The sequence below is a fragment of the Streptomyces sp. NBC_00086 genome (assembly GCF_026343255.1).
GTDB lineage: Bacteria > Actinomycetota > Actinomycetes > Streptomycetales > Streptomycetaceae > Streptomyces.
Genome location: NZ_JAPELZ010000001.1, coordinates 3,252,093 through 3,273,809, shown reverse-complemented (window position 1 = coordinate 3,273,809; position 21,717 = coordinate 3,252,093). Strand labels below are relative to the sequence as shown.

The window sequence follows — 21,717 nt, the reverse complement described above, 5'->3', positions numbered from 1 at the left end:
CCGTGTCGGGTGGTTCCCGTACTCTTCCGGAGAAGCCAAAGACCGCTGGTCGTTGCCGTGCCTGCAAGGGTGCGGTGGCCGAAGGATCCGCTAACTGCGGACGTCCTGCGCAGGTGTTCAAGGAAAGTTCCCGGACTCGTTCCGGTTGAGCTACGCCCTGGCGCCTGCGCCGGGGCGTTTCGTATTTATGCCCCTTCTGAGCGGTCCTCATCACCCGGAAGGAGGCCGACGCACTATGCCGACGCCCAACAAGGCTGCCGCGGTAGCCGAGCTCACGGACCAGTTCCGCGACTCGAACGCCGCCGTGCTGACCGAGTACCGGGGTCTCACCGTCGCGCAGCTCAAGACGCTGCGTCGCTCTCTCGGTGAGAACGCCCAGTACGCCGTGGTGAAGAACACGCTGACCAAGATTGCGGCCAACCAGGCCGGGATCACCGCGCTGGACGAGCACTTCGCTGGTCCCACCGCGGTCGCCTTCATCACCGGTGACCCGGTGGAGTCGGCGAAGAGCCTGCGTGACTTCGCCAAGGAAAACCCGAACCTCATCATCAAGGCGGGTGTCCTTGATGGTAAGGCGCTCACCGCCGATGAGATCAAGAAGCTTGCGGACCTCGAGTCCCGCGAGGTTCTGCTCAGCAAGCTGGCCGGCGCGTTCAAGGGCAAGCAGTCTCAGGCTGCCTCGCTCTTCCAGGCGCTGCCGTCGAAGTTCGTCCGCACTGCGGAAGCGCTTCGCGTCAAGCTCGCCGAGCAGGGCGGTGCCGAGTAATTCGGCTCGCGCACTGATCCACGCCGCCTAGTGCGTGGGTCAAAGCGGGCCGTTACGCCCGCCTCTATATACATCCGGCACCTGCCGATTTAGTGGAAGGATCGCCCATCATGGCGAAGCTCAGCCAGGAAGACCTGCTCGCTCAGTTCGAGGAGCTCACCCTCATCGAGCTCTCCGAGTTCGTGAAGGCGTTCGAGGAGAAGTTCGACGTCACCGCCGCCGCGGCCGTCGCCGCTGCCCCGGCCGGTGGCGCTGCCGCCCCCGAGGCCGTCGAGGAGCAGGACGAGTTCGACGTCATCCTCACCGGTGCCGGCGACAAGAAGATCCAGGTCATCAAGGTCGTGCGCGAGCTGACCTCCCTCGGCCTGAAGGAGGCCAAGGACCTCGTCGACGGCGCTCCGAAGCCCGTCCTCGAGAAGGTCGCCAAGGAGGCCGCTGACAAGGCTGCCGAGACCCTCAAGGCCGCCGGCGCCACCGTCGAGGTCAAGTAACACCTCTGAGGCCTCTCTGAGGCCTCATCCAAGGGCGATCACCCGTAAGGGTGGTCGCCCTTTGGCGTACCCGGAGTGCCTGATTTGCCCCCGTCTCGTTGGGGAGTAGGGTGATCTTCGTTGCTCTGCGGCAGGGTCCTTCGATGATCCGCTCGGAGCAGGGGGCCTTGACGAACGGGACGCGGCGCGCAATTCTCAGATCCGTCGCGAGATCGGCAGACTCGATCCGAGATCCGAGGCATGGATCGGGCCCGCATCGGGCATGGATCGACTACGAAGAGGGCAGTACTGTTACGCGCTCTGTATGCGAGAGCCGAACCGTTGGACGCAGTTGAAACGACATGGGGAAGGCCTGTTGCCGGTTTCCGGAAACCTGGTCTGGACATCAGTGAGCCTAGTGGCTACACTGACCCTTTGCGCTGCCTGTTAGCTGCCCCCTGCCCGTCGCCAGGGGCATGCCCACGCATGAGCACACTTGATTGAACGGCCCTGAGCTGGTCCTTTTGACCAGATGGGGGGCGCTTGTCTTCTGTGTCAGCTGGGACCGGTACGCGCGTAGTGAGTCCGAGCCCTCGGAAGGACCCCCTCTTGGCCGCCTCGCGCAACGCCTCGACCAATACGAACAACGGTGCCAGCACCGCCCCGCTGCGCATCTCCTTTGCAAAGATCAAGGAGCCCCTCGAGGTTCCGAACCTCCTGGCGCTGCAGACCGAGAGCTTTGACTGGCTGCTCGGCAACGCCGCCTGGAAGTCTCGCGTCGAGTCGGCGCTTGAGAGCGGACAGGACGTTCCCACCAAGTCCGGTCTGGAAGAGATCTTCGAGGAGATCTCGCCGATCGAGGACTTCTCCGGGTCGATGTCGCTGACGTTCCGCGACCACCGTTTCGAGCCGGCGAAGAACTCGGTCGACGAGTGCAAGGACCGCGACTTCACGTACGCGGCGCCGCTTTTCGTCACTGCCGAGTTCACGAACAACGAGACCGGAGAGATCAAGTCTCAGACGGTCTTCATGGGCGATTTCCCGCTCATGACCAACAAGGGCACCTTCGTCATCAACGGCACCGAGCGTGTCGTCGTGTCGCAGCTCGTCCGTTCCCCCGGTGTCTACTTCGACTCCTCCATCGACAAGACGTCCGACAAGGACATCTTCGCCGCCAAGATCATCCCTTCCCGGGGTGCCTGGCTCGAGATGGAGATCGACAAGCGCGACATGGTCGGTGTTCGCATCGACCGCAAGCGCAAGCAGTCCGTCACCGTCCTCCTGAAGGCTCTCGGCTGGACCACCGAGCAGATCCTCGAGGAGTTCGGCGAGTACGAGTCCATGCGCGCCACCCTGGAGAAGGACCACACCCAGGGCCAGGACGACGCGCTGCTCGACATCTACCGCAAGCTGCGTCCCGGCGAACCGCCGACCCGCGAAGCCGCTCAGACGCTGCTCGAGAACCTCTACTTCAACCCGAAGCGCTACGACCTCGCGAAGGTCGGCCGCTACAAGGTGAACAAGAAGCTCGGCGCCGATGAGCCGCTGGACGCCGGCGTGCTCACCACCGACGACGTCATCGCGACCATCAAGTACCTGGTCAAGCTGCACGCCGGTGAGACCGAGACCGTCGGTGAGTCGGGTCGTTCGATCGTCGTCGAGACCGACGACATCGACCACTTCGGCAACCGTCGTCTGCGCAACGTCGGCGAGCTCATCCAGAACCAGGTCCGTACGGGTCTGGCTCGTATGGAGCGCGTCGTCCGCGAGCGGATGACGACCCAGGACGTCGAGGCGATCACGCCGCAGACCCTGATCAACATCCGGCCGGTCGTCGCCTCCATCAAGGAGTTCTTCGGCACCAGCCAGCTGTCGCAGTTCATGGACCAGAACAACCCGCTGTCGGGTCTCACCCACAAGCGCCGTCTGTCGGCGCTTGGCCCGGGTGGTCTGTCCCGTGAGCGGGCCGGCTTCGAGGTCCGAGACGTTCACCCGTCGCACTACGGCCGCATGTGTCCGATCGAGACCCCTGAAGGCCCGAACATCGGTCTGATCGGCTCGCTCGCGTCCTACGGCCGCGTCAACGCGTTCGGCTTCGTCGAGACCCCGTACCGCAAGGTCATCGAGGGTGTCGTCACCGACGAGGTCGACTACCTGACGGCCGACGAGGAAGACCGCTTCGTCATCGCCCAGGCCAACGCCGGCCTGTCCGACGACATGCGCTTCACCGAGAACCGCGTGCTGGTTCGTCGTCGTGGCGGCGAGATCGACTACATCGCCGGCGACGACGTCGACTACATGGACGTCTCCCCGCGCCAGATGGTGTCCGTCGCGACCGCGATGATCCCCTTCCTGGAGCACGACGACGCCAACCGTGCCCTCATGGGCGCGAACATGATGCGCCAGGCCGTTCCGCTCATCAAGGCGGAAGCGCCGCTCGTCGGCACCGGCATGGAGTACCGCTGTGCGGTCGACGCCGGTGACTCGATCCGTGCGGAGAAGGACGGTGTCGTCCAGGAGGTCTCGGCCGACTACATCACCGTCGCCAACGACGACGGCACGTACACCACGTACCGCGTCGCCAAGTTCTCCCGCTCGAACCAGGGCACCTCGGTCAACCAGAAGGTCATCGTCAACGAGGGTGACCGGATCATCGAGTCCCAGGTCCTCGCCGACGGTCCTGCGACCGAAGAGGGCGAAATGGCCCTCGGCAAGAACCTGCTCGTGGCGTTCATGCCCTGGGAAGGTCACAACTACGAGGACGCGATCATCCTGTCGCAGCGCCTCGTACAGGACGACGTCCTCTCCTCGATTCACATCGAGGAGCACGAGGTCGACGCCCGTGACACCAAGCTGGGCCCCGAGGAGATCACCCGGGACATCCCGAACGTCTCCGAGGAGGTCCTGGCGGACCTCGACGAGCGCGGCATCATCCGCATCGGTGCGGACGTCGTCGCCGGCGACATCCTGGTCGGAAAGGTCACGCCCAAGGGCGAGACCGAGCTGACCCCGGAAGAGCGCCTGCTCCGCGCGATCTTCGGTGAGAAGGCCCGCGAGGTGCGTGACACCTCGCTCAAGGTTCCTCACGGTGAGATCGGCAAGGTCATCGGTGTCCGCGTCTTCGACCGCGAGGAGGGCGACGAGCTTCCCCCGGGCGTGAACCAGCTGGTCCGCGTCTACGTCGCCCAGAAGCGCAAGATCACCGACGGTGACAAGCTCGCCGGCCGCCACGGCAACAAGGGTGTCATCTCCAAGATCCTTCCGATCGAGGACATGCCCTTCCTTGAGGACGGCACGCCGGTCGACATCATCCTGAACCCGCTGGGTGTCCCGTCCCGAATGAACCCGGGACAGGTCCTGGAGATCCACCTCGGCTGGCTCGCCAGCCGCGGCTGGGACGTCTCCGGCCTCGCGGAGGAGTGGGCCGAGCGACTGAAGGTCATCGGCGCCGACCGCGTCGAGCCCGGTACCAACGTCGCCACCCCGGTGTTCGACGGTGCCCGCGAGGACGAGATCTCCGGCCTCTTCGAGCACACCATCCCGAACCGCGACGGCGACCGCCTGGTCCTCCCGTCCGGCAAGGCGCGTCTGTTCGACGGCCGCTCCGGCGAGCCGTTCCCGGAGCCGGTCTCGGTCGGCTACATGTACATCCTGAAGCTCCACCACCTGGTCGATGACAAGCTCCACGCTCGGTCGACCGGTCCGTACTCGATGATCACGCAGCAGCCGCTGGGTGGTAAGGCGCAGTTCGGTGGCCAGCGCTTCGGTGAGATGGAGGTGTGGGCGCTTGAGGCTTATGGCGCCGCTTACGCCCTCCAGGAGCTCCTGACCATCAAGTCCGATGACGTGACCGGCCGCGTGAAGGTCTACGAGGCCATCGTCAAGGGCGAGAACATCCCCGAGCCGGGCATTCCCGAGTCCTTCAAGGTGCTCATCAAGGAAATGCAGTCGCTCTGCCTCAACGTGGAGGTGCTGTCCTCGGACGGCATGTCCATCGAGATGCGCGACACCGACGAGGACGTCTTCCGCGCGGCGGAGGAGCTCGGTATCGACCTGTCCCGGCGTGAGCCGAGCAGCGTCGAAGAGGTCTGACGGGCCTGACGGGGGGCTCGCTCAAGAGCCCCCCGTCATCCCCGGGACCGTTCAGACCATGATTGAGACTCGACCCCGAAAGAGGGATTGACGCACAGTGCTCGACGTCAACTTCTTCGACGAGCTGCGGATCGGCCTTGCCACCGCGGACGACATCCGAACCTGGTCCCACGGCGAGGTCAAGAAGCCGGAGACCATCAACTACCGCACCCTCAAGCCCGAGAAGGACGGACTCTTCTGCGAGAAGATCTTCGGTCCGACCCGGGACTGGGAGTGCTACTGCGGTAAGTACAAGCGTGTCCGCTTCAAGGGCATCATCTGTGAGCGTTGTGGCGTCGAAGTCACGCGCGCCAAGGTGCGTCGCGAGCGGATGGGCCACATCGAGCTTGCCGCTCCCGTCACCCACATCTGGTACTTCAAGGGCGTCCCGTCGCGCCTCGGATACCTGCTGGACCTCGCGCCGAAGGACCTCGAAAAGGTCATCTACTTCGCCGCGTACATGATCACGTTCGTGGACGACGAGCGCCGCACCCGCGACCTCCCGTCCCTGGAGGCGCACGTCTCCGTCGAGCGCCAGCAGATCGAGAACCGACGCGACTCGGACCTCGAAGGCCGTGCCAAGAAGCTCGAGACCGACCTGGCCGAGCTCGAGGCCGAGGGCGCCAAGGCCGACGTACGCCGCAAGGTGCGCGAAGGTGCCGAGCGCGAGATGAAGCAGCTCCGTGACCGCGCCCAGCGCGAGATCGACCGCCTCGACGAGGTGTGGGCCCGCTTCAAGAACCTCAAGGTCCAGGACCTCGAGGGCGACGAGCTGCTCTACCGCGAGCTGCGCGACCGCTTCGGTACGTACTTCGACGGCTGCATGGGCGCCGCGGCGCTCCAGAAGCGTCTGGAGTCCTTCGACCTCGACGAAGAGGCCGAGCGCCTCCGCGAGATCATCCGTACCGGCAAGGGCCAGAAGAAGACCCGTGCGCTCAAGCGCCTCAAGGTCGTCTCCGCGTTCCTGCAGACCAGCAACAAGCCCAAGGGCATGGTTCTGGACTGCGTGCCGGTGATCCCGCCGGACCTGCGTCCGATGGTGCAGCTGGACGGTGGCCGCTTCGCGACCTCCGACCTGAACGACCTGTACCGCCGCGTGATCAACCGCAACAACCGTCTGAAGCGCCTCCTCGACCTCGGTGCCCCCGAGATCATCGTGAACAACGAGAAGCGCATGCTTCAGGAGGCCGTCGACGCCCTCTTCGACAACGGTCGTCGTGGTCGTCCGGTCACCGGTCCCGGTAACCGCCCGCTGAAGTCCCTGAGCGACATGCTCAAGGGCAAGCAGGGTCGATTCCGTCAGAACCTCCTCGGCAAGCGCGTGGACTACTCCGCGCGTTCCGTGATCGTCGTCGGTCCCCAGCTGAAGCTGCACCAGTGTGGTCTGCCCAAGGCCATGGCGCTGGAGCTCTTCAAGCCGTTCGTGATGAAGCGCCTGGTCGACCTGAACCACGCGCAGAACATCAAGTCGGCGAAGCGCATGGTCGAGCGCGGCCGCACGGTCGTCTACGACGTGCTCGAAGAGGTCATCGCCGAGCACCCGGTTCTGCTGAACCGTGCGCCCACGCTGCACCGCCTCGGCATCCAGGCCTTCGAGCCCCAGCTGGTCGAAGGCAAGGCCATCCAGATCCACCCGCTCGTCTGCACCGCGTTCAACGCGGACTTCGACGGTGACCAGATGGCCGTGCACCTGCCGCTTTCGGCAGAGGCGCAGGCCGAGGCCCGCATCCTGATGCTGTCCTCGAACAACATCCTGAAGCCGGCAGACGGTCGTCCCGTCACCATGCCGACCCAGGACATGGTGCTGGGTCTGTTCTTCCTCACCACCGACGGCGAGCTCCGTGACGTCAAGGGCGAGGGCCGCGCGTTCGGCTCGACCGCCGAGGCGACCATGGCGTTCGACAACGGCGAGCTGGCTCTCCAGTCGGCCGTGGACATCCGCTTCCCGGTGGGCACCATCCCGCCGCGCGGCTGGGTGGCCCCGATCGCCGAAGAGGGCGAGCAGGAGTTCCAGCCGGGCGACAGCTTCCGTCTGAAGACGACCCTGGGTCGCGCGCTCTTCAACGAGCTGCTTCCCGAGGACTACCCGTTCGTCGACTACTCGGTGGGCAAGAAGCAGCTCTCCGAGATCGTCAACGACCTGGCGGAGCGCTACCCCAAGGTCATCGTGGCGGCGACGCTCGACAACCTGAAGGCGGCCGGCTTCCACTGGGCGACCCGTTCGGGCGTCACCGTGGCCATCTCCGACGTCGTCGTGCCCGAGGCCAAGAAGGCCATCGTCAAGGGCTACGAGGAGCTGGACGAGAAGGTCCAGAAGCAGTACGAGCGCGGTCTGATCACCAAGGACGAGCGCACGCAGGAGCTCATCGCGATCTGGACCAAGGCGACCAACGAGGTTGCCGAGGCGATGAACGCGAACTTCCCCAAGACGAACCCCATCTTCATGATGGTTGACTCGGGTGCCCGAGGAAACATGATGCAGATGCGACAGATCGCCGGTATGCGTGGTCTGGTGTCGAACGCGAAGAACGAGACCATCCCGCGTCCGATCAAGGCGTCCTTCCGTGAGGGCCTCACCGTTCTGGAGTACTTCATCTCCACGCACGGTGCCCGTAAGGGTCTGGCGGACACCGCCCTGCGTACCGCCGACTCGGGTTACCTGACCCGTCGTCTGGTGGACGTCTCGCAGGACGTCATCATCCGCGAGGAAGACTGCGGCACCGAGCGCGGCCTGAAGCTGAAGATCGCCGTTCGCGGCGAGGACGGCGTGCTGCGCAAGGCCGACGACGTCGAGACCTCGATCTACGCCCGCATGCTGGCCGAGGACGTCGTCATCGACGGCAAGGTCATCGCGCCGGCCAACGTCGACCTCGGTGACGTGCTCATCGACGCCCTGGTCGCCAACGGCGTCGAGGAGGTCAAGACCCGCTCGGTCCTGACCTGTGAGTCCGCGGTCGGCACCTGTGCCTTCTGCTACGGACGCTCGCTCGCCACCGGCAAGCTGGTCGACATCGGTGAGGCGGTCGGCATCATCGCCGCCCAGTCCATCGGTGAGCCCGGTACCCAGCTGACGATGCGTACCTTCCACACCGGTGGTGTGGCCGGTGACGACATCACGCAGGGTCTGCCGCGTGTCGTCGAGCTCTTCGAGGCCCGTACCCCGAAGGGTGTCGCCCCGATCTCCGAGGCCGCCGGCCGCGTGCGGATCGAGGAGACCGAGAAGACGAAGAAGATCGTCATCACGCCCGACGACGGCAGCGAGGAGACGGCCTTCCCGATCTCCAAGCGCGCCAAGGTCATCGTCGGCGAGGGCGACCACGTCGAGGTCGGCCAGAAGCTGACCATGGGTGCCACCAACCCGCACGACGTGCTGCGCATCCTCGGCCAGCGTGCGGTCCAGGTCCACCTGGTCGGCGAAGTCCAGAAGGTCTACAACTCGCAGGGCGTGTCGATCCACGACAAGCACATCGAGATCATCATCCGGCAGATGCTGCGCCGCGTGACGATCATCGAGTCCGGCGACGCGGAGCTCCTGCCGGGCGAGCTGGTCGAGCGGTCGAAGTTCGAGACCGAGAACCGTCGTGTGGTCACCGAGGGCGGTCACCCCGCCTCCGGCCGTCCGCAGCTGATGGGTATCACCAAGGCCTCGCTCGCGACCGAGTCCTGGCTGTCGGCGGCGTCCTTCCAGGAGACGACCAGGGTTCTGACGGACGCGGCGATCAACGCCAAGTCCGACTCCCTGATCGGCCTCAAGGAGAACGTCATCATCGGTAAGCTCATCCCGGCCGGTACGGGCCTCGCCCGCTACCGCAACATCCGGGTCGAGCCGACCGAGGAAGCCAAGGCCGCGATGTACTCGGCCGTCGGCTACGACGACATCGACTACTCGCCCTTCGGCACCGGCTCCGGCCAGGCTGTCCCGCTGGAGGACTACGACTACGGCCCGTACAACGGCTGAGGTCGCTAAGCAGTAGGCAGTTCGAAGAAGCCCCCCGCCGCTCCGAGAGGAGAGGCGGGGGGCTTCTTCGTGTCGTGGACGCCGTCGTCGATCGGGCCCGGCGTGGATCAGGTCCCGGTGCGGCGGCGCAGGCCCGTCACGGTGACCGAGGCCAGGGCCAGGAGGGCGAGGGTGGCCCCGGCCAGGCCGGGGGTGAGGCCCTTGGGGCGGAAGGTGCAGGAGACCTTGTCGGCGCCCCGCGGGATGTCCAGGGAGACCAGGCCGTGGAAGCTCTTCACCGGGGCCGAGCACTGCCAGCCGGGGACGGCGGTCATCGCGAAGACGGCGGTGCCGGAGGCGTGCTTCGGGAGGGTGGCCTCGATGGTGTGGCCTCCCGCGCTGACGTGGGTGGCGCCCGTGACGGTGAGGCGGCCGACCGTGGTGGCGAGCGCGGCCCGGTCCAGGCAGCCGACGGGGTGCGGGCCGGCGGTGCCGCCCCGGGTACGGGTCCGCACGGTGACGTCGACCCGGCCGGAGGCGGGGACCTCGCCCAGGCGCAGGACCCCGGCCGTCCTGTCCCGCAGGGGCCTCTCGGTGCCCGCGTAGGCGAGGGTGCCGTACAGCCGGGGCGAGTACCAGAAGGCTTCGGAGCCGGGGGTGCACCGGGCGGTGTAGCGCTGTTTCGCGGCGCTGCCGCCGCGGGCGACGGGCGGGACCCGGTAGACGGTGGCGCCGAGGAGCTGCTCCTGGTGGGCGTAGACGGCGGCCGGGGGATTGGGGGAGGTGTACGGGGCGCTGCGGACGGTGACCAGCGGCGGTGTGGGGAAGGTGCGGGCCCTCCAGCCGTCCTTCTCCGGACTCGGTTCGGCGCGGGCGCCGATCGAGAAGATCGCGTCCAGGACGGGATTGTCGGCGCCGAAGAAGGTGCGGCCGTCGTTCTTGTAGCCGTAGCCGAGGGGTTCGAGGGCCTCGTAGGTGGCCTCGGGGAGGTAGCTGCTGTAGTACTGCGGGCCCTGCGCCCGGAGCGCGAGCGCGTCGTTGTACGAGGTCTGCGGGCCGCCCGGGTCGGTGCGGTACGCGGGCCAGCGGTCGACCGAGCGGACGGCGTCGAAGTGGTTCGTGATCGACCTGCTGGAGGTGACGACCGGCTTCGCCCAGCGTTCGCGGGCGCGGCGGGCGTCCGCGCTCGCCGCGGCGGCGGTGGATTCGGCGAAGACGACGCCGACCATGAGGACCGCGGCCACGGGGACCAGTACCCGGTGCTTCTCGCCCACGGCCAGGAGGACCAGCGCGAGGAGCGACACCGCGCCGCCGCCCAGGACGGCCGGCCAGGTGGCGCCGCCGAAGTCGTTGGTGTGGCGCAGCGCGAACGTGGCGGCGACCAGCAGGGCCGCCGTCAGGGCCAGGTGGAGCGGGCGCGGCCGGTTGGCCAGCGACAGCCAGGCGATGACCACCACCAGGCCGCTGAACACGAAGGCCTCGCGGTACGGGTTGCCGTTCGGCACCGCGAGCCCGTGCCACACGTACTGGGTGGGCGGGAACTGGAAGGAGACGGCGACGAGCAGGGCCGCCCCCGTCCATGCCAGGCGGGTCCTGCGCGCGATCCCCGTGTTGAGGAGGAAGGACCCGGCCAGGATCAGGCCGAGCGAGGCCACGTACAGCCGGGGCCGGCCGCCCCACAGGTGGGTGCCGGGGAGCATGCCCGTCAGGAAGACCTCGATCCGGACCGGATCGAAGGCGGCCGCCCTGGTGGGCTGGGCGGCCCCGCTGGACAGGAACGCGGGCAGGAGCAGGGGGAGCGTGAGAAGGATGCCGGTCGCGGCGGCCGTCGCGGCCCGCCACACGGCGCGCAGCCGCTGGGCTCCGGTGAGGTCGAGGACGATCAGGCGGACGGCGAGGAGCACGCACGCGGCCATCGTCGCCATCATCGCGGTGTAGAAGTTCCCGAACCAGGCGAGCGAGACCAGCAGGGCCGCGCCCGGCCAGCGGCGGTCCTCCAGGCACCACTCGACGGCGATGCCCAGGAGCGGGAGCGCGACCAGGCCCCACAACCACATCGGGATGTACGAGGCGTCGCTGAGAGCCCAGCCGCACAGCCCGTAGACGGCGCCCAGCACGCCCCGCTGCCACCACGGGCCGGGGTGGAGCTTGCCGAGGTAGACGGCCATCAGGGCGGCGGCGGTGCCCATCGTGACCGGGGTGATCGCGAAGACGGCGAGGTCCACGTGGGCGCGGGGGACGAGGACGGCCAGCCAGGAGAAGGGGTTGCCGAGGTAGGTGTGGTAGTCGGACAGGAACTGCTGGCCGAAGCCGCCGTGCCAGGTGAAGAGGAGGTCGCCGGCGGCCCGGCCGTGCACCAGGTCCCACAGCGCCCGGTGGAAGGGGACGTACTGGTTGGCCTGGTCGTTGACGGCCCGGCCGGTGTGGCCGAAGGGGAAGGTGCCGCGGGCCGCCCAGGACGCGACGAAGGCGCCCGAGGCCGTGAGGAACGCGAGGAGCGGGCCGGGGAAGCGGGCGGCGCGGCGCGGTGCGGGCCGGGGCCGGTCCTGATCGGGAGGTGGACTGCTCTGCGTCGCGGGCTCGACGGCCAAGGTCCCCAAGGGTCTGCTCCCTGCTGGTCGACTGTCCGACTGGTGGCACGTCGGATCCGGCGCCCATGGTGTCGCGCAGCGGCTCCGGTCCACGGCGACGGACGGCTGGTCCGGCCGGTGCGGGTCCGTCACGGGCGTCCGCCCTACGGGTGCGGGGCCCGGCGGCGGTGCGGGCGGCGGCGGCCCGGGGCAGGCGGGGGCAGGCGGGGGCCGCCGGACGCGTGGACCGGGGCGGGTGGCGGGACGGCCGTCGCCGGGGCGCTCCGGACGGGTGTGCGCAGGGTGTGCCAGGCGGCCCCGGACACGGGGTTCCTCCTTTCGGTGGAGCGCGCGGGCCGCGGTTGCCGGCCGGGGAGCACGCGTCCTCGGGACGCGCCTGAACCCACGGCCACCGCCCCGGTACGGTGCGTGCGGCCGCGAGCGGCTGGGGGCTCCGCCTAGCACATGTGCACCACGGGCGCACATCGCAGGGGTCGCATCCGGGCTTCGGCCTTGTGGCGACTGGCCAGGGGGCCCTTCGGGCTGCGGGGTCCGGGGCTTTTGTTTTGACCGGAGTGGATGCGGTAGGTACGCTCAGACCTTGTGCCTGGGGTGTGCCTGGGCTCCTGTGCGTGTCCATCAACCGCACCTGAGCCGTATCAGCCACCGCGATTCGTGCGTTTCCACGCTTGCGTGGAGGTCCGCCGGATCCGACACACCCGACCGCGTGGGTCGGCAAATGTTCCAGGTTAGCTTCACTACACGGCACACAGAAACCGGAGAAGTAGTGCCTACGATCCAGCAGCTGGTCCGTAAGGGCCGGCAGGACAAGGTCGAGAAGACCAAGACCCCCGCGCTTGAGGCTTCGCCCCAGCGCCGTGGCGTCTGCACGCGTGTGTTCACGACCACCCCGAAGAAGCCGAACTCGGCGCTGCGTAAGGTCGCGCGTGTGCGTCTGACCTCTGGCATCGAGGTCACGGCCTACATTCCGGGTGAGGGACACAACCTGCAGGAGCACTCGATCGTGCTCGTGCGTGGTGGCCGTGTGAAGGACCTGCCGGGTGTTCGTTACAAGATCATCCGTGGTGCGCTTGACACGCAGGCTGTCAAGAACCGCAAGCAGGCCCGCAGCCGCTACGGCGCCAAGAAGGAGAAGTAAAAAATGCCTCGTAAGGGCCCCGCCCCGAAGCGCCCGGTCATCATCGACCCGGTCTACGCATCTCCTCTGGTGACGTCGCTCATCAACAAGATCCTCCTGAACGGCAAGCGCTCCACCGCCGAGCGCATCGTTTACGGCGCCATGGAAGGCCTCCGCGAGAAGACCGGCAACGACCCGGTCATCACGCTGAAGCGCGCGCTGGAGAACGTCAAGCCGTCGCTTGAGGTCAAGTCCCGCCGTGTCGGTGGCGCCACCTACCAGGTGCCGATCGAGGTCAAGCCGGGTCGTCAGTCGACCCTCGCGCTGCGCTGGCTCGTGGGTTACTCCCGCGCCCGCCGCGAGAAGACGATGACCGAGCGCCTCATGAACGAGCTGCTCGACGCGTCGAACGGTCTTGGCGCTGCCGTCAAGAAGCGTGAGGACACGCACAAGATGGCCGAGTCCAACAAGGCCTTCGCGCACTACCGCTGGTAGTCCCAACCCACATCGAGACCGAGAGAAGACTGAGCCGATATGGCTACCACTTCGCTTGACCTGGCCAAGGTGCGCAACATCGGCATCATGGCTCACATCGACGCGGGCAAGACGACCACCACCGAGCGCATCCTGTTCTACACCGGTGTGTCTTACAAGATCGGTGAAGTCCACGACGGCGCTGCCACGATGGACTGGATGGAGCAGGAGCAGGAGCGCGGCATCACGATCACGTCTGCCGCGACGACCTGCCACTGGCCGCTCGAAGACGTCGACCACACCATCAACATCATCGACACCCCGGGTCACGTGGACTTCACGGTCGAGGTGGAGCGTTCGCTCCGCGTCCTCGACGGTGCCGTCACCGTGTTCGACGGTGTCGCCGGTGTGGAGCCGCAGTCCGAGACCGTTTGGCGTCAGGCGGACCGCTACGGCGTCCCGCGCATCTGCTTCGTCAACAAGCTGGACCGCACGGGCGCCGAGTTCCACCGCTGTGTCGACATGATCAAGGACCGCCTCGGTGCGGTTCCGATCGTCATGCAGCTCCCCATCGGTGCCGAGATGGACTTCCAGGGCGTTGTCGACCTGGTCACCATGAAGGCGTTCGTCTGGTCCGCCGAGGCGACCAAGGGCGAGATGTACGACATCGTCGACATCCCGGCCACGCACACCGAAGCCGCTGAAGAGTGGCGTGCGAAGCTCGTCGAGACCGTTGCCGAGAACGACGACCAGATCATGGAGCTGTTCCTGGAGGGCGTCGAGCCCACCGTCGAGCAGCTGCACGACGCTGTGCGTCGCATCATCATCGGCTCCAAGGGCGACAAGGGTGCCACCGTCACCGCGGTGTTCTGTGGCACGGCGTTCAAGAACAAGGGCGTTCAGCCCCTGCTCGACGCCGTCGTCCGCTACCTCCCGTCGCCCCTGGACATCGAGGCCATCGAAGGCCACGACGTCCGGGACGCCGAGGTCGTCGTGAAGCGCAAGCCCTCGGACGACGAGCCCCTCGCGGCGCTCGCGTTCAAGATCATGCGTGACCCGCACCTCGGTAAGCTCACCTTCGTCCGGGTTTACTCGGGCCGCCTGGAGGCCGGCACCTCGGTGCTGAACTCCGTCAAGGGCAAGAAGGAGCGCATCGGCAAGATCTACCGCATGCACGCGAACAAGCGTGAAGAGATCGAAGCGGTGGGCGCCGGTGACATCGTCGCCGTCATGGGCCTGAAGCAGACCACCACCGGTGAGACGCTGTGTGACGACAAGAACCCGGTCATCCTGGAGTCCATGGACTTCCCGGCCCCGGTCATTCAGGTCGCCATCGAGCCCAAGTCCAAGGGTGACCAGGAGAAGCTGGGTGTAGCCATCCAGTCTCTCGCGGAGGAGGACCCCTCCTTCCACGTTCACTCGGACGAAGAGACCGGCCAGACCATCCTCGGTGGTATGGGCGAGCTGCACCTCGAGGTGCTGGTCGACCGTATGAAGCGCGAGTTCAAGGTCGAGGCCAACGTCGGCAAGCCGCAGGTCGCTTACCGCGAGACGATCCGCCAGACGGTGGAGCGTCACGACTACACCCACAAGAAGCAGACCGGTGGTACCGGTCAGTTCGCCAAGGTGCAGATCGCGATCGAGCCGATCCTCGAGGCCGACGGTCCGGCGTACGAGTTCGTGAACAAGGTCACCGGTGGCCGCATCCCGAGGGAGTACATCCCCTCGGTCGACGCGGGTGCGCAGGAAGCCATGAAGTTCGGCATCCTCGCCGGCTACGAGATGACGGGCGTCCGCGTCATTCTTCTCGACGGTGGCTACCACGAGGTCGACTCCTCCGAGCTCGCCTTCAAGATCGCCGGTTCGCAGGCCTTCAAGGAGGCCGCGCGCAAGGCTTCTCCCGTGCTCCTCGAGCCGATGATGGCCGTCGAGGTCACCACGCCGGAGGAGTCCATGGGTGACGTCATCGGTGACATCAACTCCCGTCGTGGCCAGATCCAGGCCATGGAGGAGCGTCACGGTGCTCGCCTCGTGAAGGGCCTCGTGCCCCTCTCGGAGATGTTCGGCTACGTCGGAGACCTCCGCAGCAAGACCTCGGGTCGCGCCAGCTACTCGATGCAGTTCGACTCCTACGCCGAGGTTCCCCGGAACGTCGCCGAGGAGATCATCGCGAAGGCCAAGGGCGAGTAACTCTTCCGAGTACACGCTTTAGGCTTGTCACCGGAGCCTCTGGGGCAACAGGAGTAACCCTCCCGTTGCCCCGGGGAACCGGCTTTCCAGCAAAGATCACCTGGCGCCGATGAGCAAGGCGTACAGAACCACTCTCCAGGAGGACCCCGTGGCGAAGGCGAAGTTCGAGCGGACTAAGCCGCACGTCAACATCGGCACCATCGGTCACATTGACCACGGTAAGACGACCCTCACGGCCGCCATTACCAAGGTGCTGCACGACGCGTACCCGGACCTGAACGAGGCCTCGGCCTTCGACCAGATCGACAAGGCTCCCGAAGAGCGCCAGCGCGGTATCACCATCTCCATCGCGCACGTCGAGTACCAGACCGAGGCGCGTCACTACGCCCACGTCGACTGCCCGGGTCACGCGGACTACATCAAGAACATGATCACCGGTGCCGCGCAGATGGACGGCGCGATCCTCGTGGTCGCCGCCACCGACGGCCCGATGCCGCAGACCAAGGAGCACGTGCTCCTGGCCCGCCAGGTCGGCGTTCCGTACATCGTCGTCGCGCTGAACAAGGCCGACATGGTGGACGACGAGGAGATCCTGGAGCTCGTCGAGCTCGAGGTTCGTGAGCTCCTCTCCGACTACGAGTTCCCGGGCGACGACCTTCCGGTCGTCCGCGTCTCCGCGCTGAAGGCGCTCGAGGGCGACAAGGAGTGGGGCGAGAAGCTTCTCGGCCTCATGGCTGCCGTCGACGAGGCGATCCCGACCCCGCCGCGTGACACCGAGCTGCCGTTCCTCATGCCCGTCGAGGACGTCTTCACGATCACCGGTCGCGGTACCGTCGTCACCGGCCGTATCGAGCGTGGTGTCCTGAAGGTCAACGAGACCGTCGACATCATCGGTATCAAGGAGACCAAGACCACCACCACGGTCACCGGTATCGAGATGTTCCGCAAGCTGCTCGACGAGGGCCAGGCGGGCGAGAACGTCGGTCTGCTCCTCCGTGGCATCAAGCGCGAGGACGTCGAGCGCGGCCAGGTCATCATCAAGCCCGGTTCGGTCACCCCGCACACCGAGTTCGAGGCCCAGGCCTACATCCTGTCGAAGGACGAGGGTGGCCGTCACACCCCCTTCTTCAACAACTACCGTCCGCAGTTCTACTTCCGTACCACCGACGTCACGGGTGTTGTCACCCTGCCGGCCGGCACGGAGATGGTCATGCCGGGCGACAACACCGAGATGACGGTCGCGCTGATCCAGCCGGTCGCCATGGAGGAGGGCCTCAAGTTCGCCATCCGTGAGGGTGGTCGTACCGTGGGCGCCGGCCAGGTCACCAAGATCACGAAGTAATTCGTGTTCTGACCTGGTAGCTCGCTGACGCGGGCACCATGTTTGACAGGAGGGCCCCTTCCCCGTCGTTCACGCGACGGGGGAGGGGCCCTTCGTCGTACGGGCTCACCTGCCGAGGGGCTCGTGTACGCCGCTGCGTGCGCGGCGGCTACCTCACCCGCAGGGACTCCGTGAACTCGATGCAGGCGGCGTAGTCCGGCAGCAGGCCGGAGGCGGCGGCGTCGGCCAGCGAGGGGGCCGCGTCGTCGCGGGCCGACAGCAGCGGGACGTCCGCCGGCCAGTCGATGCCCAGGTCGGGGTCGAGCGGGTGGACCGAGTGCTCGCTCGTCGGGTTGTACGTCTCCGAGCAGACGTAGGACAGGGTGGCGTCGTCCGTCAGCGCGCAGAAGCCGTGGCCCATGCCCTCGGGGAGGTAGACGGCGCGGCGGTCCAGGTCGTCCAGGCGGATGCCTTCCCAGCGGCCGAAGGTCGGGGAGCCGACCCGGATGTCCACGATGATGTCGAGCACGGCGCCGCGCACGCAGGTGACGTACTTGGCCTGGCCGCGCGGGACGTCGGCGAAGTGGATGCCGCGGACCACACCGCGCTGGGACACCGAGAGGTTGGCCTGCGCCAGGTTCAGCGGGTGCCCGACGACCTCGGCGAGGCGGTCGAAGCGGTACCACTCCATGAACATGCCGCGCGGGTCGCCGTGCTGCTGGGGCGTGATCTCGAAGGTGCCCTCGATGGAGAGCTCGCGGAACTTCATCGTGCGCCCTCCTCTTCGAGCAGCCCGATCAGGTAGTCCCCGTATCCGCTCTTGGTGAGCGGCCCGGCCAGCGCGCGCAGCTGCGCGGAGTCGATCAGGCCCGCCCGCCAGGCGGCTTCCTCGACGCAGCCGATCTTGAAGCCCTGACGCTCCTCGATCACCCGCACGAACTCCGAGGCCTGCACCATCGAGACGAAGGTGCCGGTGTCCAGCCAGGCGGTACCGCGGTCGAGGATGGTGACCTGCAGCCGGCCGGCCTGGAGGTACGCGTCGTTGACGGCGGTGATCTCCAGCTCCCCCCGGGCGCTGGGCTTCAGGCCGGCGGCTATCTCCACGACCTGGTTGTCGTAGAAGTACAGACCGGGCACGGCGTAGCGGGACTTGGGCTTGGCCGGCTTCTCCTCGATGGACACGGCCTGGCCGTCCTCGTCGAACTCGACCACGCCGTACGCGCTGGGGTCCGCCACCGGGTACGCGAAGACCCGGCCGCCCTTGCAGTCGGTGTGCTGCGCCAGGCGGGTGCCGAGGCCGCTGCCGTGGAAGATGTTGTCGCCGAGGATCAGGGCGACGGAGTCGTCGCCTATGAAGTCGGCGCCGAGCACGAAGGCCTGGGCTATGCCTTCGGGGCGCTCCTGGACGGCGTACTCCAGCCGGATGCCGAACTGCGAGCCGTCGCCGAGCAGGCGTTCGAACTGGTCGCGGTCGTTCGGGGTGGTGATGACGAGGATCTCGCTGATCCCGGCCATGAGCAGAGTCGAGAGCGGGTAGTAGATCATCGGCTTGTCGAAGACGGGCAGTAGCTGCTTCGAAACTGCCCGCGTCAGCGGCCAGAGTCGGGATCCGGTGCCGCCGGCCAAGAGAATTCCACGCATGGCGCCACACTATGCGAGCGGGCGGGGCAGTTTCCGGTTCAGTCGATAACGGCCGGAGCGCGCGGCTAATGTTTACTTCATGTGCATCCTCGTGAGGGGCGGATTCCGGCCCGGATGGAACGGCCGGATATCGGCGAAGGGCATTCCGGCGTGCGACAACGCGGGCGCCGAATATGGAGGGGCCCCGGGGGCCGAGACGAAGGCGGCAGCGCAGCGGTGACGGGTGACCGGGGGGAAGGCCGCTGGCTCGTCACGGGCGCGGCCGGGATGCTGGGCCAGGAGGTCCTGGCCGAACTGCGGCGCCGGGCGATCGAGAGCGTGGGCCTCGGCCGCAGCGAACTGGACATCACCGACCCGGCCGCCGTCCGGGCCGCCCTCAAGGGCGTGAGCCTCGTCGTCAACTGCGCCGGCTGGACCGACGTGGACGGCGCGGAAGCGGCCGAGGAGGCCGCCGCCGCCGTCAACGGCGCCGGCACACGGATCCTCGCCGAGGCCTGCGCCGCCAACGGAGCGCGCCTGCTGCAGGTTTCCACCGACTACGTGCTGCCCGGGGACGGTTCGCAGGCCTACGCCGAGGACGCGGCCACCGGGCCGGTGAACGCGTACGGCCGCTCCAAGCTGCTCGGCGAGCAGGCCGTGGCCGAACTCCTGCCGAAGGACGGCTACGTGGTGCGCACCGCCTGGCTGTACGGGGAGTACGGTCCGAACTTCGTCGCCACCATGCTCAAGCTGGCCGTCCAGCGGGACACCCTGGACGTGGTCAACGACCAACGGGGCCAGCCCACTTCGTGCGTGGCGCTCGCCCGGCGGCTCGTCGAGCTCGGATGCGCCGCGCTGGCCGGCCAGGCCCCGGCGGGCATCTACCACGGCACCGCGAGCGGGGTCACCACCTGGTTCGGGCTGGCCCGCGAGGTCTACCGGCTGTCCGGCCTGGACCCCGAGCGGATCCGTCCGACCACGTCGGATGCCTATCTCCGGCCCGCGGCCCGCCCCGCCTTCAGCGTCCTCGCACACGACCGCTGGGCCCAGGCGGGCCTGGCCCCGATGAGCGACTGGCGTGAGCAGCTGGCCGACGCGCTCGTGACCCCTGGCTTCGCCGCTCTGGCCCGCCAGGCCCGGGACGGCCGGGTGGGCTGAGGGCCCCGCCTTCGCATTCCTCGCGGGCTCCGACCTGCGGTTCACCGGGATATCGCCGGACGTCCTGCGCGCCGAATACTCGGGGCGGGTAAGGCCGGCTGGCCCCCGGTCAATGGCGGCGACATCTGTTGTGAAATTCCGCTTCGGAAACGTGGGAGTCCATGAGGTATTTCTGGATCCTGCTGTTCCGCATAGCCGGGCCCGGTGGAAGCGAATAGCCTTTTCGGTGCTTTTCGTCGTCACGGCGTATGCGGTGCTCCGCCCGCCGCGGCGTCGCCCGGGCGGCCCGGTACCCCGGTGCCCCGGTGTCGGCCGTGGCGCTGACCTGGTGTTCCGCGGCTCTTGACCGCTCCACCCGACCGGGTGATCCCGAACGTGTGGTCGATGGGAAGATCGACTCCTGCGTCGACGACGGTAAGGCTGATCGCGGACATCGCCGGCTGCTGGGCCAGGCGATACGGGTCCGCAGGCGGGGGTGGGGGACATGGGGAAGAAGCACGACGGCGGAGCGGCCGGTCCGGACGGTCCGGAAGTTCCGGCCGTCTCGGACGAGGACTGGGCGCGGTTCCTGGCGGAGGCCGAGGCGGGCGCGGGGGAGGCCCCCAAGGAGCCCTCCGCCCGGGCGCGCATGGTGACCGAGCGGTTGCGGCACGAGGAGGAGCAGCGCGCCGCGCAGCAGAAGAAGCGTTTCGGCAGGGCCAAGCCGGTCTCCACCGAGCCCGCGGGGTGGCGCACGGGTCCCGCCTGGCAGGAGAGGGAAGGCCGGGGCAAGGCCAAGCGCCGGATCAAGGCCGCGCTGGCCATCGCCTTCGTCGTCGCGCTCGCGCTGATCGCCATCCGGCCGGAGCTGGTGATCGACAAGGTCACGGGCCAGGCCGAGCAGGACGCCAAGGCCGGGCAGCCGCTGGCCGCCGAGACCGCGCGGCCGAGCGCCGCGCCCTCCATGGCGGACCCCGACCTGCCGACGCTCAAGGAGCCCTTCAAGGGCTCCCCGGCCGCGCAGTGGGCCGACGGGGCGGCCGGGATCGAGATCCCGCAGGCAGAGGCCGTCGGCGGCATGAGCAAGGAGAAGATCGCCGACGCGCTGGTGAAGGTCCGGCAATTCCTGGTCACGGCCAACCTGGACCCGGCGACCCTGCGCGGTGAGCGGCCCGAGGCGGCGCTGGCCCTGCTCGACCCGAAGCTGGGGGAGTACAAGACGAACGTGGAGGAGGCCCTCAGGCACCCTTCGGCGAAGAACGACCCGCTCGACCTCTTCAGCCGGTACGACCCGGCCGAGCTGACCCTGGTGGGCGAGGTCGTCAAGGTCCGCGGCCGGATCTGGGTGGAGCCCGGGGACCGCGCGGGGCAGGTCGACCTGAAGACCGACTACACCTTCGTCTACCCGTTCGTGAAGGCGAAGGCGGGCGCCGACCAGGTCGAGCGGACCGTCATGCGGCGCGAGATCACCTTCTCGATCGTCGATCCCCGCAAGTGGGACTCCACCGCCGGCAAGCTGTGGATCGAGGCGACCTACCGCAACATCGGCAACAGCGCCTGTGACGCCGATGACGGCTTCCTGCATCCGCAGTTCGACGATGACGCGCCCACCGGGCCCACTCCCTCCGGCACCCCCGTGGACCCGTACGACCGCAGCAAGGGCCTGGAAACCGACCGGCGGGCGGACTGCGGCATCCTGTCGCGCTCCTGAGCAGGCGCGGGACAAGGGACGGGACCCCCCGCCGCGTGGTGCAGTTTGACCACTCAGCGTGGCGGGGTATTCTCTTCCGCCCGATTGGCGCCATACGTGTCTCGTATGGCAGACTACTCAAGTTGCTCGGCCGTGTGCCGATGCTGCGCGCCTCCCGCCGGGAGGACCGGAAGCAAGTCCCACAGTACTCGTCGCTCTACCTGCCTCTCGGGGCAGCAATGGGGCGGACGTACGGGAATCTTTCGGGAAGCG

The 21,717-nt window shown here is 67.7% G+C and carries 13 protein-coding genes; 10 read left to right on the top strand and 3 right to left on the bottom strand.

Translation table 11 applies throughout. The annotated features are described in order from the left end of the window. Positions 1 to 235: 235 nt before the first annotated feature. The 4 genes from rplJ to OG276_RS14395 all read left to right on the top strand — a co-directional run bounded on the left by rplJ (position 236) and on the right by OG276_RS14395 (position 9,325). On the top strand, positions 236 to 766 hold the full coding sequence (gene rplJ / locus OG276_RS14410) for a 50S ribosomal protein L10 (RefSeq protein WP_215023401.1): 531 nt from the start codon (positions 236 to 238) through the stop codon (positions 764 to 766). Positions 767 to 876: 110 nt separating this feature from the next. Next, entirely contained in the window at positions 877 to 1,257 is a 381-nt protein-coding gene (gene rplL / locus OG276_RS14405) for a 50S ribosomal protein L7/L12 (protein ID WP_266905476.1), read from the top strand. A gap of 588 nt (positions 1,258 to 1,845) precedes the next feature. Beyond that, complete coding sequence (rpoB, locus tag OG276_RS14400; RefSeq protein ID WP_243333342.1) at positions 1,846 to 5,328, top strand: DNA-directed RNA polymerase subunit beta; 3,483 nt, start codon at positions 1,846 to 1,848, stop codon at positions 5,326 to 5,328. A gap of 97 nt (positions 5,329 to 5,425) precedes the next feature. Further along, complete coding sequence (locus tag OG276_RS14395; RefSeq protein ID WP_243333344.1) at positions 5,426 to 9,325, top strand: DNA-directed RNA polymerase subunit beta'; 3,900 nt, start codon at positions 5,426 to 5,428, stop codon at positions 9,323 to 9,325. 107 nt (positions 9,326 to 9,432) lie between these two features. Here OG276_RS14395 and OG276_RS14390 read toward each other — a convergent pair whose 3' ends face one another. Continuing rightward, positions 9,433 to 11,904 carry a YfhO family protein gene (locus OG276_RS14390; protein WP_266905473.1) on the bottom strand — a complete coding sequence of 824 codons (2,472 nt, stop codon included), beginning with the start codon at positions 11,902 to 11,904 and terminating at the stop codon, positions 9,433 to 9,435. Positions 11,905 to 12,661: 757 nt separating this feature from the next. Between OG276_RS14390 and rpsL the strand changes: the two genes are divergently transcribed. The 4 genes from rpsL to tuf all read left to right on the top strand — a co-directional run bounded on the left by rpsL (position 12,662) and on the right by tuf (position 17,018). Then, complete coding sequence (rpsL, locus tag OG276_RS14385; protein WP_007265893.1) at positions 12,662 to 13,033, top strand: 30S ribosomal protein S12; 372 nt, start codon at positions 12,662 to 12,664, stop codon at positions 13,031 to 13,033. A gap of 3 nt (positions 13,034 to 13,036) precedes the next feature. Then, positions 13,037 to 13,507, top strand: coding sequence for a 30S ribosomal protein S7 (gene rpsG / locus OG276_RS14380; RefSeq protein WP_215023410.1), 471 nt, complete (start codon positions 13,037 to 13,039; stop codon positions 13,505 to 13,507). 39 nt (positions 13,508 to 13,546) lie between these two features. Continuing rightward, a complete protein-coding gene (fusA, locus tag OG276_RS14375) occupies positions 13,547 to 15,676 on the top strand; it encodes an elongation factor G (RefSeq protein WP_266905471.1) in 2,130 nt (709 codons plus the stop codon). 148 nt (positions 15,677 to 15,824) lie between these two features. Further along, the gene (gene tuf / locus OG276_RS14370) at positions 15,825 to 17,018 is read left to right on the top strand and encodes an elongation factor Tu (protein WP_266912806.1); all 1,194 of its coding nucleotides are present in this window, start codon (positions 15,825 to 15,827) and stop codon (positions 17,016 to 17,018) included. Between the two features lie 148 nt (positions 17,019 to 17,166). Here the strand turns inward: tuf and rfbC are convergent, their stop codons facing one another. Together rfbC and rfbA are read right to left on the bottom strand one after the other, a co-directional pair. Beyond that, entirely contained in the window at positions 17,167 to 17,766 is a 600-nt protein-coding gene (rfbC, locus tag OG276_RS14365) for a dTDP-4-dehydrorhamnose 3,5-epimerase (protein ID WP_266905469.1), read from the bottom strand. Then, on the bottom strand, positions 17,763 to 18,638 hold the full coding sequence (gene rfbA, locus OG276_RS14360) for a glucose-1-phosphate thymidylyltransferase RfbA (RefSeq protein ID WP_266905467.1): 876 nt from the start codon (positions 18,636 to 18,638) through the stop codon (positions 17,763 to 17,765). The genes rfbC and rfbA overlap by 4 nt, the downstream gene beginning before the upstream one ends. A gap of 216 nt (positions 18,639 to 18,854) precedes the next feature. Here rfbA and rfbD point away from each other — a divergent pair, with 216 nt between their 5' ends. Both rfbD and OG276_RS14350 read left to right on the top strand, forming a co-directional pair. Further along, positions 18,855 to 19,775 carry a dTDP-4-dehydrorhamnose reductase gene (gene rfbD / locus OG276_RS14355; RefSeq protein ID WP_266905465.1) on the top strand — a complete coding sequence of 307 codons (921 nt, stop codon included), beginning with the start codon at positions 18,855 to 18,857 and terminating at the stop codon, positions 19,773 to 19,775. Positions 19,776 to 20,259: 484 nt separating this feature from the next. Continuing rightward, the gene (locus OG276_RS14350; RefSeq protein WP_266905463.1) at positions 20,260 to 21,465 is read left to right on the top strand and encodes a hypothetical protein; all 1,206 of its coding nucleotides are present in this window, start codon (positions 20,260 to 20,262) and stop codon (positions 21,463 to 21,465) included. Positions 21,466 to 21,717: the final 252 nt, after the last annotated feature.